Origin of the sequence: Streptomyces bugieae (assembly GCF_036352915.1) — a bacterium.
Lineage (GTDB): Bacteria > Actinomycetota > Actinomycetes > Streptomycetales > Streptomycetaceae > Streptomyces > Streptomyces endophytica.
Window position 1 is genome coordinate 22,778 of sequence record NZ_JAZBJP010000052.1, and the last position, 23,938, is coordinate 46,715.

Below are 23,938 nucleotides of genomic sequence, written 5' to 3' on the forward strand. Positions count from 1 at the left end.
GTCCGGCGGCGTCAATTCGGCATCGTCCGCCCGCCGTTCCGGTGGGAAGTCTCACCCCAGCGCCCTTGAGATCACCCACACGGATGACAATCCGCCCGCGCGGGTCGACGGTACGTACGGGTGAGCCGCCCACCGGAGCGCGCCATCCGCCCCACCGGGAGGCGCGCACGACGCGTTCGCTCCGCTGCCCGGCCCCTACGCGCCGCTCCGGCTGACGCGCTCCCCCGCGATCGTGGCGGCGACGAGGGCCGCGGCGTGGGCCGTCAGGGCGGGGCGGGTGGTGCCGGTGGCGACGGCGAGGCCGAGGGCGGCGCCGAGGGCGTGGGCGCCGGCGTCGCCGAGCATGGTGCGTTCCTCCAGGTCGTCACGGGCGACCGCGGCCGCGGCTCCCATGGGTGCGGCGGACAGCGGTCCGGCCGGGCCGCGCCGGAGAAGGCCGGGCGCGCCGAGGGCCAGTACGGCGCCGGCCGCGCGGCCGGGGCGGACGTCGAGGAGGTTCACCACGTGCGCCGAGCCCGCGATGACCACGCCCGCCAGGAGCTTGTCGGCCGGGCGTTCCTTCACCAGGGCGCCCGCCGCGAGACCGGCGGCGCCGATGCCGAACAGCTTCACCGCCCCACTGGTGACCTCACGGTTCCGCAGCGCCGCGAGGTGGGCCCGGAATCCGCGGCGGGGATCACCGGCGCCGAAGACGTCGTCGTACGCCCCGCAGGCCCCGGCCGCCAGTACGGCCAGCGCGGCTGCCGCCCGGGTGCGGGCGGGCAGTCCCGGGGCGGTGGCCGCGGCGAGGGCCGTGCCGGCGGCCGTGGCGAGCCCGGCGTGCAGGTGGACGGTGCGGCCGGCGTGGTTCTTGCGCTCCCACAGGACGGCGCCGCCCGGCGGCCGGCTCCTGAGCGCCCCGTAGGCGACCCGGGTCGCCCCTGCCGCCGCCAGCAGCGCCGAGATCCGTGTGAACGCCTTGCCGCCTGCCACCGCCACCATGTCACTCCCCTCGCCCGGCACCCTGCCGGCTCGAACTCCCGTCACCCTAGGGCGCGGGGGCGGACCGGCCCACCTCAGGGAGCGCCGCCGGGCGGGACGACACGTTCAGGGCCTTTTCCGACCCTGGCCCGTCGGACAACCCACCGGACCGGCCCTAGCGGCCCGTGCGGGCCGTTTCCAGGAGTTCCTCGGCGTGGGCGCGGGCCGTTTCGGAGTCTTCCTGGCCGGCGAGCATGCGGGAGAGTTCGCGGACCCGTTCCTCGCCCTCCAGGATCGTGACGCCGCTCCTGGTGACCGAGCCGTCGTTGGTCTTCGCCACCAGGAGCTGCCGGTCGGCGAAGGCGGCGACCTGCGGGAGGTGGGTGACGACCACGACCTGGGCCGACTTGGCGAGCCGGGCCAGCCGCCGGCCGACCTCGACGGCCGCCTTGCCGCCGACGCCCGCGTCGACCTCGTCGAAGAGGTAGGTCGGTACGGGGTCGGAGCCGGCGAAGACCACCTCGACGGCGAGCATCACCCGGGAGAGTTCACCGCCGGACGCCCCCTTGGCGATCGGGCGGGGCGGGGCGCCCGGGTGCGGGGCCAGGAGGAGTTCGACCTCGTCGGCGCCGGCCGGCCCGTAGGCGACGGTGCGGCCGCCGACCACGATGCCGTCGGCGTCCTCGGGCACCTCGGTCTGCCGGATCTCGACGGTCACCCGGGCGTGCGGCATGGCCAGCTCGGCGAGTTCGGCGGTCACGGCGTCCGCGAAGCGCTTCGAGGACGCGGTGCGGGCATCGGTCAACGTCTGGGCGAGTTCGCCCAGTTCGGCCCGGAGTGCGTCGCGCTCGGCGGTGAGTTCGCCGATCCGGTCGTCGTCGCCGTCCAGTTCGGCGAGCCGGGCGGCGCTCCGCTCCGACCAGGCCAGCACCGCGGCGATGTCCTCGCCGTATTTGCGGGTCAGGTGGTTCAGGGCGGCGCGGCGCTCCTCGACCGCGGCGAGCCGCAGCGGGTCGGCGTCGAGGTTGTCGGCGTAACCGGCGAGCTCGCCCGCCACGTCGGCCATCAGGATGCCGATCTCCCCGAGGCGGTCGGCGAGGCCGGCGAGCTCCGGGTCGTGGCCGCGTACTGCTTCGAGGGCGCGGTGCGCGCCGGCGACGAGCGTGGTGGCCTCGACGCCTTCGGGGTCCTCGGGGTTGCCGGCCAGTGCGGCGTGGGCGGCGGTCGCGGCGGAGGCCAGTGCCTCGGCGTGGCCGAGCCGCTCGGCCTCGGCGGCGAGTTCGGTGTCCTCGCCGGGCTGCGGTTCGACCGCGGCGATCTCGTCGAGGCCGAACCGCAGCAGATCGGCTTCCTGGGCGCGTTCCCGGGCCCGGGTGGTCAGCTCGTCCAGTTCGGTCGTGACGGCGCGCAGCCGGCGGTGCGCGGCGGTGTACTTGGCGAGCGGGACGTCGACCGCGTCGCCGGCGTAGCGGTCCAGGGCCTGGCGCTGCCGGGCGGGGCGGAGCAGGCCCTGCTGGTCGGTCTGGCCGTGCACGGCGACCAGGTCGTCGGCCAACTCGCCCAGCAGGCCGACGGGTACGGAGCGGCCGCCGACGTGGGCCCGCGAGCGGCCCTCGGCGGAGAGGGTGCGGCTGATCAGCAGGGCACCGTCGTCGAGCTCGGCGCCGGCCTCCTCGGCACGTACCGCGGCCGGGGTCTCGGGGCCGACGCTGATCCTGCCCTCGACGACGGCCGACTTGGCGCCGATCCGTACCAGGGCGGGGTCGGCGCGCCCGCCGAGCAGCAGGCCGAGGCTGGTGACGACCATGGTCTTGCCGGCGCCCGTCTCGCCGGTCACCGCCGTGAAGCCCGGGGACAGCTCGACTACGGCGTCGTCAATGACGCCCAGGGACCGGATCCGCATCTCCTCCAACACGGATACGACCTTACGAGGTCCCGGGGGCGCCCCGCGACGGCCTCCCCTCTCCCGTCCGCCCGGTACTGCGGAAAACCCCACCCGAAAACGGAGGGTTTCCGCATGGTGCCCGGTACCGCCGGGCCGCGACCCTGATCACGGTTCCGGGACGGGCGCCCCGCCGGCTCCCGGGACGACCACGCAGGTCAGGTCCGGGACGGCCGCGTCGATCACGTTCCGGTCCGACCGCCCTGATCACGGTTGCGAAACGAAAGGTGCGTTCATGCCCAGCGGATTGGCGCGCGCGGCGTTGCGCGGTCACCGGCCGGCGTTCGCGGGGACGGCGGTGGCGGCGCTGTTCGCCGCCGCGGTCGTCGGGGCGTCGGTGACGATGCTCGCGGCGACCGGCGCGGACGGCGTCCCGGTCACCGCGCGGCGGACGATGGCGGCCCACGGTGTCGGGGACATGGCGCTGGTGCTGCTCCTCGGCTCGGTCTATCTGTCGGTCTTCGTGGTCGCCTCGACGATGGGTACGGCCGTCGCCCAGCAGCACCGCGAGTTCGCGATGCTGCGCGCGGTCGGTGCGCGTCCGTGGCAGATCCGGCGGGCGGTGGCCGCGCAGGCGGTGATGGCGGCCGTGCCGGCGGCGCTCGCGGGGTGCGGGCTGGGCGTGGTGCTGGCGCGCTGGTGGTTCGACGGCATGGTCGCCCGCGGCCTGATCCCCGGCACGGTGGCCTTCCGGTTCAGCTGGGTGGCGCTGCCGGTGTGCCTGGCGGTCGCGGTGGTGACGTCGGCGGTGGCCGGGCTGCTCGCGGCCGCCCGGTTCGCGGGACTGCGGCCCGCGCGGGCGCTCGCGGAGGCGGCGGCCGGGCGCCGGGGGCTGGGGCCGCTGCGGCTGCCGCTGGGGCTCCTGGCGACGGCGGGCGGGGTGCTGCTCTCCCGGCTGCTGGCCGACCAGCCCGCCGAGAAGGCCGGCCAGGGCGCGTTCCTGGTGCTGCTGCTGTTCTGTGCGGGGGTGGCGCTGCTGGGGCCGCGGCTGGTGGGCCCGGCGGCGTGGCTGCTGTCCCGGCTGGTCGGCCGGGGCGGCGCGGCCGGGCTGGCGATGCGGAACGTGACGACGCAGTCCCGCCGGTTCTCCGCGGCGGTGGTCCCGCTGGTGCTGGTGGTGGCGTTCGGCACCACGAAGATCGCGCTGCACACCACCGCGCAGCACCGGACCGGTTCCGCCGGCCCGCCCGACCAGGTGTGGCTGGACTACGTCGGCACCGGGCTGTACGCGGGGTTCGCCGCCATCGCCGCCGCCAACACCCTCGCCGTGATCACCGCCGAGCGCCGCCGCGAGCTGGCGCTGCTGCGGCTGATCGGTTCGTACCGCCGCCAGGTGCGGGCGATGGCGGCCTGGGAGGCGGCCGTCGTCGCGGGCACCGCCCTGGTCCTCGGCACGGCCATCGCGCTTCTCACGCTCGCCCCGGTGCTCCGGCGGACGTTCGGTGGCGCGCTGCCGTACGTGCCCTGGACGACGGCCGCCGCGATCGCCGGCGGCACCCTGCTGCTCGCCCTGCTCGCGACCGGTCTGCCGGTCCATCTGACCCTGCGCCACCGCGCCACGGACACCCTGGCCGCGGCCTGACCACCCTCACGAGGTATCCGATGAACGACCGCTGCGGCCCCGGCCGCTCCCCTCGCCCCCGCGGCACGCTCGCGCTGTTCGCCGCCGTGACGGCCGTGACCGCGCTGACCGCCACCACCGCCTGCGCACCCGACCCGGCCGCCACCGCTTCCCGGCCGCCGTCCGCCACCCGCACGTCCCTGGAGGGCGTCTGGCGGATGGACGGCTACGGGACCCTCGTCACTGTCAAGGGCCGCAGCCTGCGGACGTACGAGACCACCGCCGTCAGCTGTCTGCCGGGGGCCGTCACGGGCACCCGGGCGGGCGGGCCCGACGCGCGGGGCCGGAGCCGGTTCACGGTGCCGGACTCGGCGCCGCTCACGGTGGCCCCGGACGGCTCCGGCGGCGCCCGGCTGACGAGTGCGGACAACGCGGGGCGGCGGGCCCTGCACCGGATCGCCGCGCTGCCCGCCCGGTGCGCCGGGCGCCCGTCGCGCGATCCCCGGGCGGTCTTCGACGTGTTCTGGCGGACGTATGCCGAGAACTACCCGTTCTTCCGGGCGAAGAAGGTCGACTGGGCGGCGGTCCGCGACCGCTACCGCCCCCGGATCACGGCCCGGACGACCGACGCCGAACTGTTCGCGGTGCTGCGCGCGATGATCGAGCCGCTGCACGATGCGCACACCCGGGTCGTCGCCGGCCCCGACCGGTGGTTCGCGGGGAAACGTCCCGGTACGGTCCTGCCCACCCCGGCCTTCACCGCCCGGGTCGAGGCGGCGATGGCGGCCGGTCTCGGTCCCGGCGTCCACCGGCGCGCGTGGGCGCAGGGCAAGCTGTCCTATGCCGATCTGCCCGGCCGTATCGGCTACTTCCGCGTCACCCAGTTCGCCGGGTACACGAAGAAGGGCGACTACACGGGGGACGTCGCCGAGCTCGACCGCGCCCTGGACGCCGTGTTCACGAAGGGCCGTACCCGGGGCCCGGGGGCGCTGCGCGGCCTGATCGTCGACGTCCGGCTGAACGGCGGCGGCGCCGATCCGCTGGGCCTGCGCATCGCCTCCCGGCTGACCGACCGCGGCTATTCCGCCTACCGCAAGCGGGCGCGCAACGACCCGCGGGATCCGGCACGGTTCACCACGCCCGTGCCGGTGCGGGTCGGGCCGCACCACGGGCCGGTCTACACCGGCCCGGTGGCACTCCTCACCGGCCGTCTCACCATCAGTGCGGGCGAGACCTTCACCCAGGCCCTGATGGGCCGCTCCCCCGCGCCCACCCGGATCGGGGAGCACACCCAGGGCGTGTTCTCCGACGTCCTGGACCGCGGCCTGCCGAACGGCTGGCGCTTCGGCCTGCCCAACGAGGAGTTCCTGACCGCCGGCGGCCGGACCTTCGACGGCGCCGGCATCCCCCCGGCCGTACCGGTCCCGGTCTTCGCCGACGCGGACCTCGCCGCCCACCGGGACCCGGCCCTGGCCCGCGCCAGGGCACTCCTCGCGGGGTCGTCGTGAGCGCCCGCTAGTGGGGCGCCCCCCGCCAGCCCGCCACCGGGAGGGCGAACTTGGCGACCAGGCGGTCGGTGAAGGAGGCGTGGTGCAGCCGTGCCAGGCGGACCGGTACGGCGCCGCGGCGGACCTCGACGCGGGCGCCGGCGGGGAGTTCGACGGAGCGGCGGCCGTCGCACCACAGCACGCCGTGCGGCGTCTTGGGCTGGACCTCGACGGCCAGGACCGAGTGCGGCGAGGTCACCAGCGGCTTGGCGAAGAGGGCGTGGGCGCTGATGGGGACCATCAGCAGCGCCTCGACCTCGGGCCAGACCACCGGGCCGCCGGCCGAGAAGGCGTAGGCGGTCGAGCCGGTGGGGGTCGCGCAGACCACGCCGTCGCCGCCGAAGCGGGAGACCGGCCGGCCGTCGACCTCGGTCACGACCTCCAGCATCCGCTCGCGCGCGGCCTTCTCCACCGACGCCTCGTTGAGCGCCCAGTCGGTGTGCACGACGTTGCCGTTGTTGCGGACGAGGACGTCGAGGGTCATCCGCTCCTCGACCTCGTAGGCGCGGGTGACGACCCGGTCGACGACCTTGTCGAGGTCGTCGCGCTCGGCCTCGGCGAGGAAGCCGACCCGGCCGAGGTTGACGCCGAGCATCGGGACGCCGGACGTCCGGGCGAAGTCCGCGCCGCGCAGCAGGGTCCCGTCACCGCCCAGGACCACCAGCAGTTCGCAGCCCTCGGCCGCGCACTGCTCCAGCTCGACGCGTTCGACCGAGGACGGCAGCGGCAGGTCCGCGGCCTCCTCGGCCAGTACCCGCACCCCGATGCCGCTGCGCAGCAGCCCCTGGACGACGAGTTCGGCACTGCGGACGGCCGCCGGGCGGCCGGTGTGTGCGAGCAGGAACACCGTCCGCCGGGCTCCGGTGTTCTCGTGTGCTGCGCTGCCTTCAACTGCCTGGGTTGTGGTCAACGAGGCCCCTCCGCCACTGCACGGTCGACATCCGCCGGGTCGAGTGCAGGCGCCCCGGCGCGCAGCCACAGAAAGTACTCGACATTCCCGGAAGGTCCAGGCAGCGGGCTCGCAACTACTCCAAGTACGCCAAGTCCGAGTTCCGCCGCCCGGCCCGCGACGGCCGTGACCGCCTCGGCCCGCAGCGCGGCGCTGCGCACGACGCCGCCGCTGCCCAGCCGCTCCTTGCCGACCTCGAACTGCGGCTTGACCATCAGCACCAGGTCGGCGTCGGGCGCCGCGCAGCCGACCAGCGCGGGCAGCACCAGCCCCAGGGGGATGAACGAGAGGTCGCCCACGACGAGGTCGACGGGCCGGCCGTCGATCTGGTCGAGCGTCAACTCGCGCACGTTGGTGCGGTCCTTCACGGTGACCCGCTCGTCGCTCTGCAGCGACCAGGCGAGCTGGCCGTATCCGACGTCGACGGCGACGACATGACCGGCGCCGGCCCGCAGCAGGACGTCGGTGAAGCCGCCGGTGGAGGCGCCGGCGTCCAGCGCCCGGCGCCCCTCGATCTTCAGGCCGTGCGGGACGAAGGCGGCGAACGCCCCGGCGAGCTTGTGGCCGCCGCGCGAGACGTAGTCGGGGTCGCTGTCGTCGGCGCGGACGACCACGGCCGCGCTGGTCTCCACCTGGGTGGCCGGTTTGCTCGCGGTGGTGCCGCCGACGGTCACCCGGCCCGCGGCGATCAGCTGGCTGGCGTGCTCGCGCGAGCGGGCCAGCTTGCGGCGCACCAGCTCCGCGTCGAGTCGGCGTCGTGCCACTCCTGCCACCTGTGGTTCAGCTCCTGTTGTCGTGCGTCGTGGAGGACGGTGCGGGCGGCCCGGGGTGCTGGTCGAGACCGGCCAGTACGTCGCGGAGCCCGCGGTGCACATCCTCGTACACCTTCAGGTGTCCGCCCACCGGCAGGTGGTCGGCATCGGCGAGACGCCGCAGTCCGGCGTCGACCGCGGGCTGTCCGGTGGGGGTGACGGGGACGCCGAGCGGCCGGGGTCCGGCCTCCTCGGTGGCCGCCGCCTCCTCGGCGCTGCCGGCCGGCCGCGCGGGCCCGGCCTGCTCCGGGCCGCCGGCTGCCTCCGGCTCCGGGCCGGGCGTGGACTGTTCCATGCCTTTGACGCTACCTCGGCGGGCGGGTGTCCGGGGCGGACCGGCCGCCCGGCGACCTGGCGTATCGTCGATCGCGATGGCAACCCTCGACCAGTGCCGTGCCGCGCTCGACCGGCTGGCCCAGAACCTGTCCTCGGCTGACGGCAAGGTCCGCAGCGCCGCCACGCTGGACCGTTCGCTCAGCTGCCGCATCACCGACCTGGACGTGACGTTCCTCGGCCGGCTGGCCCAGGGCAGCATCCAGGACGTGAGCTGCGTGCCCGGCCCGCCCCCGGACAAGGCCGAGATCCGGTTGGCCATGACGGGCGACGACCTGGTCGCGCTGGTGGACGGCCGGCTGAACTTCGCCCGGGCCTGGGGCAGCGGCCGGGTCAAGTTGGAGGCCGGGCTGCGCGATCTGCTGCGTCTCAGGACGCTGCTGTAGCGGCCCTGCCGGCCGTCCCGCCGGCTGCCAGCCGCGCCGCCCGGCCGCCGCGGGGCTGCCGGGCCGCGGGCACGACCAGCGGCGTGCCGGTCTCCGGGTCGTCGATGACCTGGCAGCTGATCCCGAAGACCCGGGTGACCAGGTCGGCGGTGACGATGTCGGCGGGCGGGCCCTGGGCGATGATCTCGCCGTCCTTCATGGCGATGAGGTGGGTCGCGTAGCGGGCGGCGTGGTTGAGGTCGTGCAGCACGGCGACCAGCGTCCGCCCCTGCTCCTCGTGCAGCTCGGCGCACAGGTCCAGCACCTCGATCTGGTGCTGGATGTCCAGGTAGGTGGTGGGCTCGTCGAGGAGGAAGAGCGGGGTCTGCTGGGCGAGCGCCATGGCGATCCAGACGCGCTGGCGCTGGCCGCCGGACAGTTCGTCGACGTAGCGGTCGGCGAGTCCGTCGACGCCGGTGGCCGCCATGGACTCGGTCACGATCCGCTCGTCCTCGCCGGACCACTGCCGCAGCAGCCCCTGGTGCGGGTAGCGGCCGCGCGCCACGAGGTCGGCGACGGTGATGCCGTCCGGGGCGATCGAGGACTGGGGCAGCAGCCCGAGTGTCCTGGCGACCTTCTTGGCCGGGAGGGACGAGATCGCCGCGCCGTCCAGCAGCACCGAGCCGGCGCTCGGCCGAAGCATCCGGGAGAGGGCGCGCAGCAGCGTGGACTTGCCGCAGGCGTTCGGGCCGACGATGACCGTGAAGGAGTGGTCGGGAATGGCGACCGAGAGGTTCTCGGCGATGGCCCGCTGGTCGTAGGCGAGGGTGACGTTCTCGGCCATGAGACGGCTCACTTCGAAGCTCCTGGGGTGGTGGTGAGGACGTGGTCGCGCTGCGGTCGGTGCCCGGGCCCGGTTCGCCGGGGCCTCATACCCGCCCGGCCTTCCGCTCCGTGGCCAGCAGCCAGAGCAGATAGCCGCCGCCGAGGACACCGGTCAGCACGCCCACCGGCAGCTGGTCGGCGCCGAAGAGCTGCTGGGAGGCCCAGTCGGCGGCGACCAGCAGCAGGGCACCCATGAGGGCGGCGGGCAGCAGGTTGGGGCCGGGCGACCTGGTCAGCCGCCGGGCGAGCTGGGGCGCGGTGAGCGCCACGAAGGAGATCGGCCCGGCCGCCGCGGTGGCCGCGGCGACCAGCACGACCGCGGCGAGCAGCACGACGATGCGCACCCGGTCGACGCGTACGCCCAGTGCGTACGCCGCGTCGTCGCCCATCTCCAGCATCCGCAGCGGCCGCGCGTACAGCAGGACCAGCGGGATCAGGACGGCGCAGACGGCGGCGAGCGGCCCCACCTGGTCCCAGTCGCGGCCGTTGAGGGAGCCGGTCATCCAGGTGGTGGCCCGGGTGGCCTCGACGATGTTGGCCTTGGTCATCAGGTAGAGGACCATCGCGTAGAGCATGGCGCTGGCCCCGATGCCGACGAGCACGAAGCGGTAGCCGTGGATGCCGCGCTTCCAGGCGAGCAGGAAGATGGCGAGTCCGGTGGCCACGCCGCCGGCGACCGCTCCGGCGGCGACCGCGAAGGTGCCGGCCTGGAAGTAGACGATGGCGACCAGCGCGCCGACCGACGAACCCTGGGCGAAGCCGAGGACGTCCGGGCTGCCGAGCGGATTGCGGGAGACGGTCTGGAAGACCGCCCCGGCGATCCCGAACGCGGCGCCGACCAGCAGCCCCACCAGCACCCGGGGCAGCCGGAGGTCCTGCACGATGAACTGGGCGCCGGGATCGCCGCCGCCGGTCAGCGTGGCGACCACCTCGCCCGGCGTCATCGGGTAGTCGCCGGAGCCGATCAGCGCGATGCCGGCGGCCAACGCGAGGGCCAGCAGCACCAGTCCGACGATCACGGCGCGGACGTCCAGGCGCAGCGAGAGCCCTCCCTTGGTGCGCAGCGCCGCCGCGCGCTTCGTGCCCTGCGCGGGCTTCAGAGCTTGGGCGTTCACAGCTGGGCCATCCTCCGCCGTCGTACGAGATAGATGAAGACCGGTCCGCCGATGACGGCGGTGACGATGCCGACCTGGAGTTCGCCGGGGCGGGCCGCCACCCGGCCGAGGACGTCCGCGCCGAGCAGCAGGACCGGCGAGAGCACCGCGGAGTACGGCAGGATCCAGCGCAGGTCGGGGCCGGTGATGGCCCGTACGACGTGCGGAACCATCAGGCCGACGTAGACGATCGGGCCGCAGGCGGCGGTCGCGCCGCCGCACAGCAGGGTGACCGCGACCATCGCCAGGACCCGGGTGCGGGTCAGCCGGGCGCCCAGGGCCCGCGCCTGGTCGTCGCCGAGCGCGATGGCGTTGAGCGGGCGGGCGAGCAGCAGCGCGAGGACCCCGCCGACGGCCAGGAAGGGTGCGACGTGGGTGACCGTCGGCATGGTGGCGGCGGCCAGTGAACCCACCGTCCAGAAGCGCATCTTGTCGAGCGCCGCGGTGTCCATGAGGTTGACGGCGTTGATGTAGCCGACGAGGACGGCGGTCAGTGCGGTGCCGGCGAGCGCGAGCCGTACCGGGGTGGCGTTGCGGGTGCCGCCGAGGACGTAGACGGCGACCGAGACCACCGCGGCGCCGGCGAACGCGAACCACACATAGCCGGTGAGGGAGGTGACGCCGAAGAAGCTGATGGCGGAGACGACGGCGGCCGAGGCGCCGGCGTTGATACCGAGAACTCCCGGGTCCGCCAGGGGATTTCGGGTCAGGGCCTGCATGACGGTGCCGGCCAGGCCGAGGGCGGTGCCGGCGATCAGGCCGAGCAGGGTGCGGGGGATGCGCACGTCGTGGACGACCACGTCGGTGTCGGTGCCGGAGTAGTGGAACACCCCGTGCCACACCTGGTCGAGCGGGATCTGTTTGGCGCCGACGGCGATGCCGAGGACGACGACGACGGCGAGGACGGCCACGGAGCCGAGCAGTCCCGCGGAGCGCAGGGCGTGCCGCTTCCGGGGGGCCGTGGGGGCCGGGGCCGTTGATGCTTCGGGGGGACTGTCGACCAACACGGTAGTTAGGTTAGCCTACCCTCACATTCGACTTGCAGGCCCTCCCAGAGAGAAGCGCAGCCACCATGAGCACCTCCCGAAGCGTAACTCCGTCCCGCCGCGGCGTCCTGGCCGCGGGCGGCGCCGTCGGCATCGGCGCCCTGCTGGCCGCGTGCGGCGGTGGCAAGAGTTCGGCGGGCGCCAACGGCAGCGCCAAGGGCGGTCCGTGGAGCTTCACCGACGACCGCAAGCAGAAGGTCTCCCTCAAGGGCACCCCGCAGCGGATCGTCGCCTTCACCGGCACCGCGGCCGCCCTGCACGACTTCGGGATCGACGACCAGATCGTCGGCGTCTTCGGCCCCACCAAGCTCAAGAACGGCAAGCCCGACCCGCAGGCCGGCGACCTCGACGTCGACAAGGTCACCATCATCGGCAACGCCTACAACCAGTTCAACGTCGAGAAGTACGCGGGCCTGCGGCCGGATCTGCTGGTCACCAACATGTACGAGCCGGGCGCACTGTGGTTCGTCCCGGACGACAGCAAGGACAAGATCACCAAGCTGGCCGAGTCCGTGGCCATCACCTCGTCCCGCGTCCCGCTCGTCAAGATCATCGAGCGCTACGCCGAACTGGCCGCGTCGCTCGGCGCCGACCTCAAGGCCAAGAAGGTCACCGACGCCAAGTCCCGCTTCGAGCAGGCCGCCGAGAAGCTGCGCAAGGCCGCCAAGTCGAACCGGGTCAAGGTGCTCGCCTGCTCCGGCAGCCCGGACCTCTTCTACGCCTCCAACCCCGGCATCAACGCCGACCTGATGTACTACAAGTCCCTCGGCGTCGACCTGATCGTCCCCGACCACCTGGACAAGGGCGGCTACTTCGAGAGCCTGAGCTGGGAGAACGCCGACAAGTACAAGGCGGACGTACTCCTGCTGGACAACCGGACCGCCACCCTCCAGCCCAAGGACCTGGCCGCGAAGCCCTCCTGGGCGAAGCTGCCCGCCGTCAAGGCCGGCCAGATCACCCCGTGGTCGAGCGAGCCGCGCTTCTCCTACGCGGGCGCCGCACCGCTCATCGAGACGCTGGCCGAGGCCGTCGAGAGCGCCAAGAAGGTCGGCTGACGCAGCGACGTACCGCGCGGGCCGCCCCGGGCCGTCCGCACGGCACGTCCGCCGGCCGCGGCGCACCGCCCGCCGCACCCGCGCGCCCCCGCGGCCCCACCCACCCCCACCCCCGTCCGGGAGGTTCCCGCATGACCACGACCGCCGCCCCCGCCTCCGCCCCCTTCCGCTTCTTCGACGTGCACGTCGTCCGCTCCCGACGGCTCGGCCCCTCCATGCTGCGGGTCACCTTCGGCGGCGAGCGGCTGGACGAACTGGCCTCCGGCGGCCGTGACCAGCGCTTCAAGCTCTTCCTCCCGCAACCCCACCAGGACCGCCCGGTCTTCGACGACACGGGCGACGGCTGGTACACCGCCTGGCGGGCCCAGGACCCGGCCGAGCGCGCGGTGATGCGCTCGTACACCATCCGCGAACAGCGCCCGGACGCCGGGGAGTTCGACGTCGACTTCGCGCTGCACGGCGCGGAACCCGGGGCCGCGGTGACGCAGGGCGGACCGGCCTCCCGCTGGGCCGCCGCGGCCCGGCCCGGCGACCGGCTGACCGTCCTCGCCCCGGCCGTCCCGGACAACGGCGGCGTCGACTTCCGCCCGCCGGCCGGTACCGACTGGATCCTGATCACCGGCGACGAGACGGCGCTGCCCGCGATCGCCGGCATCCTCTCCTGGCTCTCCCCCGGCACCCAGGCCAAGGTCTTCCTCGAGATCGGCCACGAGGACGACCGGCAGCCGCTGCCGACCTTCGCGGACGCCGACGTCACCTGGCTCGTCCGGGACCCGGCCACCGCGGCGCGCCACGAGCCGGTGCTCGACGCACTGCGCACCGCCGCACTGCCCGAGGGCACGCCGTACGCCTGGGTCGCCGGTGAGTCCGGCACCGTCAAGGCGGTGCGCCGCCATCTGGTCCGCGAGCGCGGCTTCGACCGCCGTGCGGTCAAGTTCACCGGCTACTGGCGGCGCGGCGCCACCGAGGAGGACCTGCTCGCCGAGCTGACGGCGGGTACCGCGGCGGCCGAGCGGGACTGAGCCATCGGCCGCCGTGCGCCGGGGCCCCGCCACGCGCCGGGCCCCGTGGCGCCGTCCTCACATACCGATGCGGGCCAGCGCCTTCCCCGCGTCCGCCCGGCAACTGCCGTCCCCCGCCTGCGTCCAGGCCGCCGCGCACAGCGCCCGCAGCCCGTCCAGCGGCTCCCCCTCGCCCGCCACGGCGAGCACGTCGCCGGTGGCCTCGGCCCGCCAGCCGCCGCACCGGAAGCCGCCGCCGTCCGCGGTCACCTCCGGCTGCGGCACGAGCAGCCCGCGCAGGTCCTCGTCCACGTAGGAAGGGCGGTGCTCCGGCGGGGCGGCCAGCAGCTCGGCGGGGGTGGTCACGCCGGTGAGCACCAGCAGGGAGTCCACCCCGCCGTTGTGGGCGCCCTCGATGTCGGTGTCCAGCCGGTCGCCGATCACCAGCGGCCGCCGGGCGCCGGTCCGCAGCACCGTCTCGCGGTGCATCGGCGGCTGCGGCTTGCCCGCCACCTGGGGCGTGCCGCCCGCCGCGATCCGGACGACCTCCACCAACGCGCCGTTGCCGGGCGCGATCCCGCGCTCCTTGGGGATCGTCAGGTCGGTGTTGGACGCGAACCACGGCACCCCGCGCTGCACGGCGTACGCGGCCTCCGCCAGCCGCCCCCAGTCCAGGGTCGGGTCGTAGCCCTGCACCACGGCCGCCGGCCGGTCGTCCGCGGAGAACACCGGCGTGAGGCCGCGCTCGCGCAGCGCCACCAGCAGCCCCTCGCCGCCGATCGCCAGCACCCGGGCGCCCGCCGGCACCTGCTCGGCGATCAGCCGGGCCACCGCCTGCGCCGAGGTGATCACGTCCTCGGCGCCGGTGGGCAGTCCGAATCCGGACAGCTGGTCGGCGACGGCCTGCGGGGTGCGGGCCGCGTTGTTGGTCACGTACGCGAGGTGCATCCCGCCGTCCCGGGCCGCGGTCAGCGAGTCGACGGCATGGGCGATGGCCCGGCCACCGGCGTAGACGACCCCGTCCAGATCCAGCAGCGCCGTGTCGTACGCCTCGTGGAGCGCGCGCCGGCTCCCGTCGGGCTGCCTGCGAACCTGCTCGTTCATGCCGTCCTGCTCCTCGCACCTACCGGTATTTCCAGCCACATCCGGACTGTCCCCCGATCTTCCCTCATCGCCCCCGCGGCATAGCATTCTTCAATGACCGATACCGACGGCCTCCGCCTCCTCCCGTTCCGCGGACTGCGCTACGCCCCGGACCGGATCAGCAGCCTCACCGCCGTGACCTCGCCGCCGTACGACGTGGTGGTCCGGCCGGAGGGGGTGCGCCATCTGGAGACCGCCGATCCGTACAACATCGTCCGGCTGATCCTGCCGCACACCGCGGACCCCGCCGCCCGGCACCGCCAGGCCGCCGACACCCTGCGCCGCTGGCGCGCCGAGGGCGTGCTGGCACAGGACCCCGACCCCGCACTGTACGTGTACGAGCAGCGCTCCGGCGAGGTGCTGCAGCGCGGGCTGATCGGCGCGCTGCGCCTGGACGGCCCGGTACTGCCGCACGAGGACGTGATCCCCGAGGTCGTCGAGGACCGGGCCGCCCTGATGCGCGCCGCGGCCGCCAATTTCGAGCCGTTGCTGCTGTCGTACCGTGGCGGGAATCCGGCGAACGGCGCCACCGCGGTGATCGAGCGCGTGGTGGAGGGCACCCCGCTGCTGTCCACCACCACGGAGGACGGTTTCACCCACCGCCTGTGGGCGGTCACCGCCCCCGCCGACCTCGCCACCATCGACGCGGACCTCGCCGGCCGCCAGGCCCTGATCGCCGACGGCCACCACCGCTGGGCGACCTACCAGCGGCTGTACGAGCAGCAGCCGGACGCCACGGCCGCCTCGCCGTGGGCGTCCGGCCTGGTCCTGCTCGTCGACACCGCCCGCTATCCGCTCCAGGTCCGCGCGATCCACCGCGTACTGCCGCATCTGCCGCCCGCCAAGGCGCTGGCGGAGCTGGCCGGCGCCTTCCGCACCCGTCCGCTCGCGGGCGGGCTGGCGGACGCGTTGGGGACCCTGGAGGAGACGTCCGGTACCGCCTTCGTCCTCAGTGGCGGGCCGGACACCTTCCACCTCCTGGACCGCCCGGATCCCGGGCTGCTGGACCGTACGATCCGCCGGGACCGGCCCGAGGCGTGGCGGCGACTGGACGCCACCGTGCTGCACTCCGTCCTGCTGGACGAGGTCTGGCACATCCCCGACCACCCGTCGGACATCGGCTATCTGCACCACGCCGAGGCCGCCGTCGAGCACGCCGCCCGGCACGGCGGTTCGGCCGTGCTGATGCGCGCCACGTCCGAGGAGACCGTCCGTCAACTCGCCGAGTGCGGTGTGACGATGCCCCGCAAGTCCACCTCGTTCGGGCCCAAGCCGGCCACGGGCCTGGTCCTGCGGACGCTGGAGGACGACAACTAAGGCCGCGGACAGGCCCGGTACGGGCCCCGTCTCCCCACCTGGGACGTAGTTAGGTTAGGCTTACCTCACTACGTCACCGGGCGGGTCTCCCTGCCCCTGCGCACACCCCGTCCTGCGCAGGACGTGGTCAAGTCCGCACCAGGGAGGACACCTTCATGAGTCTCCTCGCGCACTCCGCCGAGGACCCGGCCGACAGCCGGACGTATCTGCTCAACAACGGTACGGCCCACCGCTACCACAGCGCGGTCACCGAGAGCGTCACACGGATCAGCGCCAAAATCGCCGGTACCGCCCGCCCGTTCACCGGCATCTCCGTCGACCGCCTCGCCCCCGCGATCAGCGGTGTCGACCTCGACGCGCCGCTGCACGACGCGGCCGCCGCGCTCGACGAACTCGAAGAGGTCTACCTCCGCGACGCGGTCTACTTCCACCACCCGCGCTACCTCGCGCACCTCAACTGCCCCGTGGTGATCCCCGCACTCGTCGGCGAAGCCGTGCTCTCTGCCGTCAACTCCTCCCTGGACACCTGGGACCAGAGCGCCGGCGGCACGCTCATCGAACGCCGGCTGGTCGACTGGACGGCCGACCGGATCGGCCTCGGCGAGCTGGCCGACGGCATCTTCACCAGCGGCGGCAGCCAGTCCAACCTCCAGGCCATGCTGCTCGCCCGCGACGAGGCCTGCCGCCGCGAACTGACCCGGGACGGGGCGCCTCACGGCGCCCGGCTCACCGACGTCCTCCCCCGGCTGCGCATCCTGACGTCCGAATGCAGCCACTTCAGCATCCGCAAGTCCGCCACCCTGCTGGGCCTGGGCGCCGAGGCCGTCATCGCCGTACCGGCCGACGCCGAGAAGCGGATGCGCACCGACGCGCTCGCCGACGAACTGACCCGCTGCCAGCGCGACGGCCTGATACCCATGGCGGTCGTCGCCACCGCCGGCACCACCGACTTCGGCTCCATCGACCCGCTCCCGGAGACCGCCGACCTGTGCGCCCGCCACGGCGCCTGGATGCACGTCGACGCCGCCTACGGATGCGGACTGCTGGTCTCCCGCCGCCGCGAACTCCTCGACGGCATCGAGCGCGCCGACTCCGTCACCGTCGACTACCACAAGTCCTTCTTCCAGCCGGTCAGTTCGAGCGCCGTCCTGGTCCGCGACCGGTCCACCCTGCGGCACGTCACCTACCACGCGGACTACCTCAACCCGCGCCGGATGGCCGAGGCCCGGATCCCCAACCAGGTCGACAAGTCGATCCAGACCACCCGCCGCTTCGACGCCCTCAAACTCTGGCTCACCCTGCGCATCATGGGCGCGGCGGCCGTCGGCGAACTCTTCGACGAGGTCATCGACCGCGCCGCCGACGCGTGGAAACTCCTCCACGACGACCCCCGCTTCGAGGTGGTCACCGAGCCCCGGCTGAGCACCCTGGTCTTCCGCTACGTCCCCAGCGCCGACCCGGACCCCGAGCTCGCCGACCGGGTCAACCTGCACGCCCGCGAAGCCCTGTTCGCCTCCGGCGACGCCATCGTCGCCGGCACCAAGGTCGACGGCCGCCACTACCTCAAGTTCACCCTGCTCAACCCGGAGACCACCCTTGAGGACATCGCCACCGTCCTCGACCTGATCGCCGAGCACGCCGGCGCCTTCCTCGCCGAGCAGCCGCGGCCGGCGCTCACCGCGCGCTGACCCTCCCCGAGCCGAACCCCCCATCGGAGACCCCGTGTCCGCCCCATACGACTTCCTCGCCATCGGCCTCGGCCCCTTCAACCTTGGCCTGGCCTGCCTGACCGAGCCGATCGACGAACTCAACGGCCTGTTCCTGGACGACAAACCGTCCTTCGACTGGCACCCCGGCATGATGCTGGAGAGCAGCCACCTCCAGGTGCCGTTCATGGCCGACCTGGTCACCCTCGCCGATCCGACCTCCCCGTTCTCCTTCCTCAACTACCTGAAGGAATCCGGGCGGATCTACCCGTTCTACATCCGCGAGAGCTTCTATCCGCTGCGCGCCGAGTTCAACGACTACTGCCGCTGGGCGGCCGGCAAACTCGACACCATCCGCTTCGGACACCGCGTCACCACCGTCGAGTACGACGCCGGCGAGGAGCTGTACACCGTCCACGCCGAGCACCTCCCCACCGGCGAACGGCTGACCTTCCGCGCCCGCAAGCTCGTCCTCGGCACCGGCACCCCGCCGCACCTCCCCGAGGCCTGCCGGGGCCTCGGCGGCGACCTGCTGCACAACGCCGGCTACCTGGACGCCAAGCCCGCCCTCCAGGCCAAGGACTCGATCACCCTGATCGGCAGCGGCCAGAGCGCCGCGGAGATCTTCCACGACCTCCTGACGGACATCGACGCCCACGGCTACCACCTGACCTGGGCCACCCGCTCACCGCGCTTCTTCCCCCTCGAATACACCAAGCTCACGCTGGAGATGACCTCACCGGAGTACGTGGACTACTTCCACGCCCTCCCCGGAGCCACCCGCGACCGGCTCAACGCCACCCAGAAGCACCTCTACAAGGGCATCGACTCCGAGCTGATCAACGAGATCTTCGACCTGCTCTACCAGAAGAGCCTGGCCGGCCCGGTCCGCACCCGCCTGCTCACCAACACCGCCCTCCACACCGCCTCCTACGACGAGACCTCCGGCACCTACACCCTGGGCCTGCGCCAGGAGGAGCAGGGCACCGACTTCAGCCTCGACACCCAGGGCCTGGTCCTCGCCACCGGCTACCGCTACCGCGTACCGGACTTCCTCGAACCGGTCCGCGACCGGATCGCCTGGGACGACGCCGGCCGCTACGCCGTCGCCCGCAACTACAGCATCGACACCACCGGCCAGGGCATCTACGTGCAGAACGCCGAGCTGCACACCCACGGCTTCGTCACGCCCGACCTCGGCATGGCGGCCTACCGCAACTCGTGCCTCGTGCGCGAGCTGCTCGGCCGCGAGTACTACCCGGTCGAAAAGGCCATCGCCTTCCAGGAGTTCGCCGCCCCGGCCGGCCCGCACCACCCCATGGAGATACCCGCATGAACACCCCCGTCTTCACCCGCACCGATCCCGCTCTGGGGGAGTTCTCCCTGCGGCCCGTCGCCCCCGCCGCCGACGCCGCCGTCCTGCACTCCTGGGTCACCCACCCCAAGGCCGTCTTCTGGCTGATGCAGGACTGCGACCTCGCCGCCGTCGAGAAGGAGTTCGCGCGGATCGACGCCGACCCCCACCACGACGCCTTCCTCGGCCTGCACAACGGCACCCCGGCCTTCCTCATGGAACGCTACGACCCCGCCCACCGCGAACTGGTCGGCATCCACGTCGCCGAACCGGGCGACACCGGCATGCACTTCCTCTGCGCCCCCACCGACACCCCGGTCCACGGCTTCACCCACGCCGTGATCACCACCGTCATGGAGATGCTCTTCGCCGACCCGGCCACCCACCGCGTCGTCGTCGAACCCGACACCCGCAACACCGGCGTGCACGCCCTCAACAAGGCCGTCGGCTTCGAGATCCGGCGCACGATCTCGCTGCCCTCCAAGGACGCCTACCTGAGCACCTGCACCCGCGACCAGTTCCTGGCCGCCCGAGGAGACCACTGATGCCCACCGCCCAGGACGCCGTCGCCCACCTCACCCCCGCCCTGTGGGCCCGCGCCAACCGCCTGCTGATCCGCAAGGGCCTGGCCGAGTTCGCCCACGAGCGCCTGCTCACCCCCAAGCGCCTGCCGCAGGACGGCCACTACGCCGTACGCAGCGACGACGGCGGCACCGAATACCGCTTCGCCGCCCGCAGAGCCGCCCTCGACCACTGGCAGGTCGACGCCGACAGCATCACCCGCCACCGCGGATCGGACGAACTCCCCCTGGACGCCCTGGAGTTCTTCATCGAGCTCCGCGCCTCCCTGGGCCTCGGCCAGGAGATCCTGCCGGTCTACCTGGAGGAGATCAGCTCCACCCTCTCCGGCACCGCCTACAAACTCGGCCTCGACCAGCCCTCGGCCGCCGAACTCGCCAAGTCCGGCTTCCAGGCCATCGAGACCGGCATGACCGAGGGCCACCCCTGCTTCGTCGCCAACAACGGCCGCCTCGGCTTCGGCATCCACGAGTACCACGCCTACGCCCCCGAGGCCGCCAGCCCGCTGACGCTGATCTGGCTCGCCGCCCGCCGCGACCACGCCACCTTCACCGCCGGCGCCGGCCTCGACTACGACACCCTGATCCGCGCCGAACTCCCCGAGGAGACCCGCACCCGCTTCACCACCACCCTCACCGGCCTCGGCCTCGACCCCGACGACTACTACTTCTTCCCCACCCACCCCTGGCAGTGGTGGAACAAGCTGTCGGTCACCTTCGCCGCCGAGGTCGCCCGGCAGCACCTGGTCTGCCTGGGCCCCGGCGACGACGAGTACCTCGCCCAGCAGTCCATCCGCACCTTCTTCAACACCACCGACCCGGCCAGGCACTACGTCAAAACGGCCCTCTCGGTCCTCAACATGGGCTTCATGCGCGGCCTGTCCGCCTCGTACATGGAGGCCACCCCGGCCATCAACGACTGGCTGGCCCGGCTCGTCGACGCCGACGACACCTTCCGCGCCGCCCGCTTCTCGATCATCCGCGAGCGCGCCGCCATCGGCTACCACCACCGCCAGTACGAGGCCGCCACCGAGAAGGGCTCCCCGTACCTCAAGATGCTGGCCGCCCTCTGGCGGGAGAGCCCGGTCCCCACCCTGGAACCGGGCCAGCGCCTGGCCACCATGGCCTCGCTCCTGCACACCGACCGCGACGGCGACTCCCTCGCCGGCGCCCTCGTCGAGGAGTCCGGCCTGGAACCGGCCGTCTGGCTCCGCCGCTACCTCGACGGCTACCTGGTCCCGGTCCTGCACGCCTTCTACGCCTACGACCTGGTCTTCATGCCGCACGGCGAGAACGCCATCCTGGTCATCGAGGACGGCGCCGTGGCCCGCGTGATCTTCAAGGACATCGCGGAGGAGATCGCGGTCATGGACCCCGACGCGGTCCTGCCGCCCGCCGTCGAACGCATCCGCGCCGACGTCCCCGAGGACAAGAAGCTCCTCTCCGTCTTCACCGACGTCTTCGACTGCTTCTTCCGCTTCCTCGGCTCCACCCTCGACGACCGCGGCATCCTCGACGAGGACACCTTCTGGCGCACGGTCGCCGAGTGCGTCACCGACTACCAGGCGGCCCACCCCCACCTGGCCGACAGGTTCGCGCAGTACGACATGTTCGCCGACGAGTTCGCGCTCTCCTGCCTCAACCGCCTCCAGCTGCGCAACAACCAGCAGATGGTCGACCTCCAGGACCCCGCCGGCGCCCTCCAGCTCATCGGCACCCTCCGCAACCCGATCGCCCCCCACGCACCGGGCCGCTGACCCCCGCACCCCCCCCCACAACGCCGAAGGGCGGGACCCCACCGGGATCCCGCCCTTCGTCACTTCCGCCCGCGACGGTCAGCCCTGCTCGGGCCGCTCCCCGCCGTCCGCGTCGCCGTTCTCCTCCGTCTCGCCGGACTCCTCCAGCACGTCGGTGAACTCCACACCGTCCAGCTCCGCCAGCCGGTCCGAGGCGTCCGTGGTGCCACCCTGGTCGGCCTCCAGCGCCTTGGCGAACCAGTCACGGGCCTCGCCCTCACGCCCGACCTCCAGCAGCGCATCGGCGTACGCGTACCGCAGCCGCGCCGTCCACGGGTGCACGGCCGTTGAGGCCAGCTCCGGACTCTGCAGCGTCACCACCGCCGCGTCCGCCTGCCCCATGTCCCGGCGGGCACCCGCCGCGACCAGCCGCATCTCGACCTGCCCGGCCCGGTCCAGCTTCTGCACCTCGGGCTCGCCGGCCATCGCCAGCGCCTTCTCCGGCCGGCCCAGCCCGCGCTCGCAGTCCGCCATCACCGGCCACAGCTCCACGCTGCCGGTCATCCGCCGCGCCGCCCGGAACTCCGCCAGCGCCTCGCTGTACTTGCCGACCGCGTACGCCGCGAAGCCCGCGGCCTCCCGCACCGCCGCGACCCGCGACGCCAGCCGCAGCGCCACCCGCGAGTACCCGTACGCCTGCTCCGGGTCCTCGTCCAGCAGCCGCGCGACCATCACCAGGTTCCTGGCGACGTCCCCGGCCAGCGTCTTCGGCAGGCTCATCAGCTCCTGCCGGACGTCCTTGTCGATCTCCTCACCGGTGACGTCGTCCGGAATCGGCAGCCGCTTGATCGGCTCCCGGTCCCGGTCCCGCCGCTCGTCCCGACGGTCGTCCCGGCCGCGCCCGCCGCCGTACGGCCGGCGCCCACCGCGCTCGTCGTCCCGCCGGAACCCACCACGGTCGTCCCGCCGCGGCCCCCGGTCATCCCGCCGGAACCCGCCACGTCCGCCACGCTCGTCATCCCGCCGGAACCCACCACGGTCATCACGCCGCTCGTCCCGACGCTCATCACGCCGGAACCCACCGCGCTCGCCGCCGTGCCCACGCTCGTCCCGCCGGAACCCGCCACGGTCGTCCCGCCGCTGATCATCCCGCCGCTCGTCCCGCCGGAAGCCGCCGCGGTCACCACCGGACGGACGCTCATCCCGCCGGAACCCGCCGCGGTCACCACCGGACGGACGCTCATCCCGACGGAACCCGCCGCGGTCACCACCGGAGGGACGGTCATCCCGCCGGAGGCCCCCACGGTCACCACCGGAGGGACGGTCATCCCGCCGGAGGCCCCCACGGTCACCACCGGACGGACGGTCATCGCGCCGGAACCCGCCACGCTCGCCGCCACCCGACCGCTCATCGCGCCGGAAGCCACCGCGGTCACGGTCGCCACCCCGGTCGCCCCGGGAGAACCGCTCGTCCCGGTCCCGCGAGAACCGGTCGTCCCGACGGTCGTCCCGCCGCTCGTCCCTGCGGAAACCCCCACGGTCGTCCCGGCGGAACCCACCGCGCTCGCCGCCGCCCGACCGCTCATCGCGCCGGAACCCGCCACGGTCACCGCCGTGCCCACGCTCGCCGCCGTGCCCACGCTCGTCCCGCCGGAAGCCCCCACGGTCGCCACCGGACGGACGGTCATCCCGACGGAACCCGCCGCGGTCGCCACCAGAGGGACGGTCATCCCGACGGAACCCGCCGCGGTCGCCACCAGAGGGACGGTCATCCCGCCGGAAGCCCCCACGGTCGCCACCAGAGGGACGGTCATCCCGACGGAACCCGCCGCGGCCACCGCCCCGCTCGTCCCGCCGGAACCCACCGCGCTCGCCGCGGTCACCACCGCGGCTGTCCCGGCTGTCCCGGCTGTCGCGGGCGTCGCGGCTGTCGCGCCGCGGCCCCCGGTCGTCACGCCGGAAACCACCGCGGTCACCGTCGTCACGCCGCTGCGGACGGCGCTCCGAACGATCGTCGGAAGAGTTGGTGGACATCGACGTGACTCCTGTCTTCGGTACTGCATTCATTCTCACGCACCGACCACTTCGGCGCGCTTCGGAAAAACAAAAGGACCCTTGGTCCCAGCATGCACGCTGGGACCAAGGGTCCTTGAAAGATTGTTCGGCGGCGTCCTACTCTCCCACAGGGTCCCCCCTGCAGTACCATCGGCGCTGAAAGGCTTAGCTTCCGGGTTCGGAATGTAACCGGGCGTTTCCCTAACGCTATGACCACCGAAACCCTATCGGGTTCGAGCGAACAAGCACACTCTTCAGTTAATTAAAGTGAAACTTGGTTCAACCGGTGCGACTGTTCGCAACCCGGGAACCACACAGTGGACGCGAGCAACTGAGGACAAGCCCTCGGCCTATTAGTACCAGTCAACTCCACACCTTACGGCGCTTCCATATCTGGCCTATCAACCCAGTCGTCTACTGGGAGCCTTACCCCATCAAG

At 73.3% G+C, this 23,938-nt stretch carries 20 protein-coding genes, 2 rRNA genes and 1 pseudogene; 10 read left to right on the plus strand and 13 right to left on the minus strand.

Annotated features, from left to right (window positions below; genetic code table 11):
- Positions 1-195: 195 nt before the first annotated feature.
- Together V2J85_RS37995 and recN are read right to left on the minus strand one after the other, a co-directional pair.
- Positions 196-981: a hypothetical protein gene (locus tag V2J85_RS37995; RefSeq protein WP_261952267.1), complete on the minus strand. Its 786-nt coding sequence runs from the start codon at positions 979-981 to the stop codon at positions 196-198.
- Positions 982-1,135: 154 nt separating this feature from the next.
- Positions 1,136-2,863: a DNA repair protein RecN gene (gene recN / locus V2J85_RS38000; protein ID WP_261957190.1), complete on the minus strand. Its 1,728-nt coding sequence runs from the start codon at positions 2,861-2,863 to the stop codon at positions 1,136-1,138.
- 274 nt (positions 2,864-3,137) lie between these two features.
- Between recN and V2J85_RS38005 the strand changes: the two genes are divergently transcribed.
- Together V2J85_RS38005 and V2J85_RS38010 are read left to right on the plus strand one after the other, a co-directional pair.
- A complete protein-coding gene (locus V2J85_RS38005; RefSeq protein ID WP_330824124.1) occupies positions 3,138-4,484 on the plus strand; it encodes an ABC transporter permease in 1,347 nt (448 codons plus the stop codon).
- A 20-nt stretch (positions 4,485-4,504) separates the two neighbouring features.
- Positions 4,505-5,971 carry a S41 family peptidase gene (locus V2J85_RS38010; protein WP_330824125.1) on the plus strand — a complete coding sequence of 489 codons (1,467 nt, stop codon included), beginning with the start codon at positions 4,505-4,507 and terminating at the stop codon, positions 5,969-5,971.
- A gap of 7 nt (positions 5,972-5,978) precedes the next feature.
- On the opposite strand, the gene V2J85_RS38015 is transcribed toward V2J85_RS38010, so the two are convergent.
- From V2J85_RS38015 to V2J85_RS38025, 3 genes are read right to left on the minus strand one after another with little or no spacing between them, the layout of a single operon-like run.
- Positions 5,979-6,920: an NAD kinase gene (locus V2J85_RS38015; protein ID WP_261952264.1), complete on the minus strand. Its 942-nt coding sequence runs from the start codon at positions 6,918-6,920 to the stop codon at positions 5,979-5,981.
- A complete protein-coding gene (locus V2J85_RS38020) occupies positions 6,917-7,732 on the minus strand; it encodes a TlyA family RNA methyltransferase (protein ID WP_261952263.1) in 816 nt (271 codons plus the stop codon). Before V2J85_RS38020 ends, V2J85_RS38015 begins: the two co-directional genes overlap by 4 nt.
- 7 nt (positions 7,733-7,739) lie before the next feature.
- Complete coding sequence (locus V2J85_RS38025) at positions 7,740-8,066, minus strand: hypothetical protein (RefSeq protein WP_261952262.1); 327 nt, start codon at positions 8,064-8,066, stop codon at positions 7,740-7,742.
- Between the two features lie 76 nt (positions 8,067-8,142).
- On the opposite strand from V2J85_RS38025, the gene V2J85_RS38030 reads away from it, so the two are divergent.
- Positions 8,143-8,490, plus strand: coding sequence for an SCP2 sterol-binding domain-containing protein (locus tag V2J85_RS38030; RefSeq protein WP_261952261.1), 348 nt, complete (start codon positions 8,143-8,145; stop codon positions 8,488-8,490).
- On the opposite strand, the gene V2J85_RS38035 is transcribed toward V2J85_RS38030, so the two are convergent.
- The 3 genes from V2J85_RS38035 to V2J85_RS38045 all read right to left on the minus strand — a co-directional run bounded on the left by V2J85_RS38035 (position 8,474) and on the right by V2J85_RS38045 (position 11,512).
- On the minus strand, positions 8,474-9,325 hold the full coding sequence (locus V2J85_RS38035; RefSeq protein ID WP_330824126.1) for an ABC transporter ATP-binding protein: 852 nt from the start codon (positions 9,323-9,325) through the stop codon (positions 8,474-8,476). The two genes, V2J85_RS38030 and V2J85_RS38035, sit on opposite strands and share 17 nt — an antisense overlap.
- A gap of 73 nt (positions 9,326-9,398) precedes the next feature.
- Positions 9,399-10,469, minus strand: a complete 1,071-nt coding sequence (locus V2J85_RS38040) for a FecCD family ABC transporter permease (protein ID WP_330824127.1) — start codon at positions 10,467-10,469, stop codon at positions 9,399-9,401.
- Positions 10,466-11,512, minus strand: coding sequence for a FecCD family ABC transporter permease (locus tag V2J85_RS38045; protein ID WP_419836871.1), 1,047 nt, complete (start codon positions 11,510-11,512; stop codon positions 10,466-10,468). Before V2J85_RS38045 ends, V2J85_RS38040 begins: the two co-directional genes overlap by 4 nt.
- A 68-nt stretch (positions 11,513-11,580) precedes the next feature.
- On the opposite strand from V2J85_RS38045, the gene V2J85_RS38050 reads away from it, so the two are divergent.
- Complete coding sequence (locus V2J85_RS38050; RefSeq protein WP_330824129.1) at positions 11,581-12,609, plus strand: ABC transporter substrate-binding protein; 1,029 nt, start codon at positions 11,581-11,583, stop codon at positions 12,607-12,609.
- Positions 12,610-12,740: 131 nt separating this feature from the next.
- A complete protein-coding gene (locus V2J85_RS38055) occupies positions 12,741-13,631 on the plus strand; it encodes a siderophore-interacting protein (protein ID WP_330824130.1) in 891 nt (296 codons plus the stop codon).
- A gap of 57 nt (positions 13,632-13,688) precedes the next feature.
- On the opposite strand, the gene V2J85_RS38060 is transcribed toward V2J85_RS38055, so the two are convergent.
- Positions 13,689-14,714 (minus strand): HAD-IIA family hydrolase, encoded by a 1,026-nt coding sequence (locus tag V2J85_RS38060; protein WP_330824131.1) that lies wholly within the window; start codon positions 14,712-14,714, stop codon positions 13,689-13,691.
- Positions 14,715-14,807: 93 nt separating this feature from the next.
- Here V2J85_RS38060 and V2J85_RS38065 point away from each other — a divergent pair, with 93 nt between their 5' ends.
- The 5 genes from V2J85_RS38065 (at position 14,808) to V2J85_RS38085 (ending at position 21,465) form a co-directional block, all read left to right on the plus strand.
- Complete coding sequence (locus V2J85_RS38065; protein WP_330824132.1) at positions 14,808-16,070, plus strand: DUF1015 domain-containing protein; 1,263 nt, start codon at positions 14,808-14,810, stop codon at positions 16,068-16,070.
- 155 nt (positions 16,071-16,225) lie between these two features.
- Entirely contained in the window at positions 16,226-17,758 is a 1,533-nt protein-coding gene (locus V2J85_RS38070) for a pyridoxal phosphate-dependent decarboxylase family protein (RefSeq protein WP_261952253.1), read from the plus strand.
- Positions 17,759-17,792: 34 nt separating this feature from the next.
- Positions 17,793-19,112, plus strand: coding sequence for a lysine N(6)-hydroxylase/L-ornithine N(5)-oxygenase family protein (locus V2J85_RS38075; protein WP_261952252.1), 1,320 nt, complete (start codon positions 17,793-17,795; stop codon positions 19,110-19,112).
- On the plus strand, positions 19,109-19,675 hold the full coding sequence (locus V2J85_RS38080; protein WP_330824133.1) for a GNAT family N-acetyltransferase: 567 nt from the start codon (positions 19,109-19,111) through the stop codon (positions 19,673-19,675). The genes V2J85_RS38075 and V2J85_RS38080 overlap by 4 nt, the downstream gene beginning before the upstream one ends.
- Positions 19,675-21,465, plus strand: a complete 1,791-nt coding sequence (locus tag V2J85_RS38085) for an IucA/IucC family protein (RefSeq protein WP_261952250.1) — start codon at positions 19,675-19,677, stop codon at positions 21,463-21,465. Before V2J85_RS38080 ends, V2J85_RS38085 begins: the two co-directional genes overlap by 1 nt.
- Positions 21,466-21,543: 78 nt before the next feature.
- Here the strand turns inward: V2J85_RS38085 and V2J85_RS38090 are convergent, their stop codons facing one another.
- The 4 genes and pseudogenes from V2J85_RS38090 to V2J85_RS38105 all read right to left on the minus strand — a co-directional run.
- Positions 21,544-22,284 carry a tetratricopeptide repeat protein gene (locus V2J85_RS38090; RefSeq protein ID WP_330824134.1) on the minus strand — a complete coding sequence of 247 codons (741 nt, stop codon included), beginning with the start codon at positions 22,282-22,284 and terminating at the stop codon, positions 21,544-21,546.
- 30 nt (positions 22,285-22,314) lie between these two features.
- Positions 22,315-23,322 (minus strand): annotated as a pseudogene (locus V2J85_RS38095) (hypothetical protein); the annotation flags it as partial.
- 281 nt (positions 23,323-23,603) lie between these two features.
- Positions 23,604-23,720: ribosomal RNA gene (gene rrf, locus V2J85_RS38100) — 5S ribosomal RNA — on the minus strand.
- 112 nt (positions 23,721-23,832) lie between these two features.
- A 23S ribosomal RNA gene (locus V2J85_RS38105) occupies positions 23,833-23,938 on the minus strand; the annotation flags it as partial.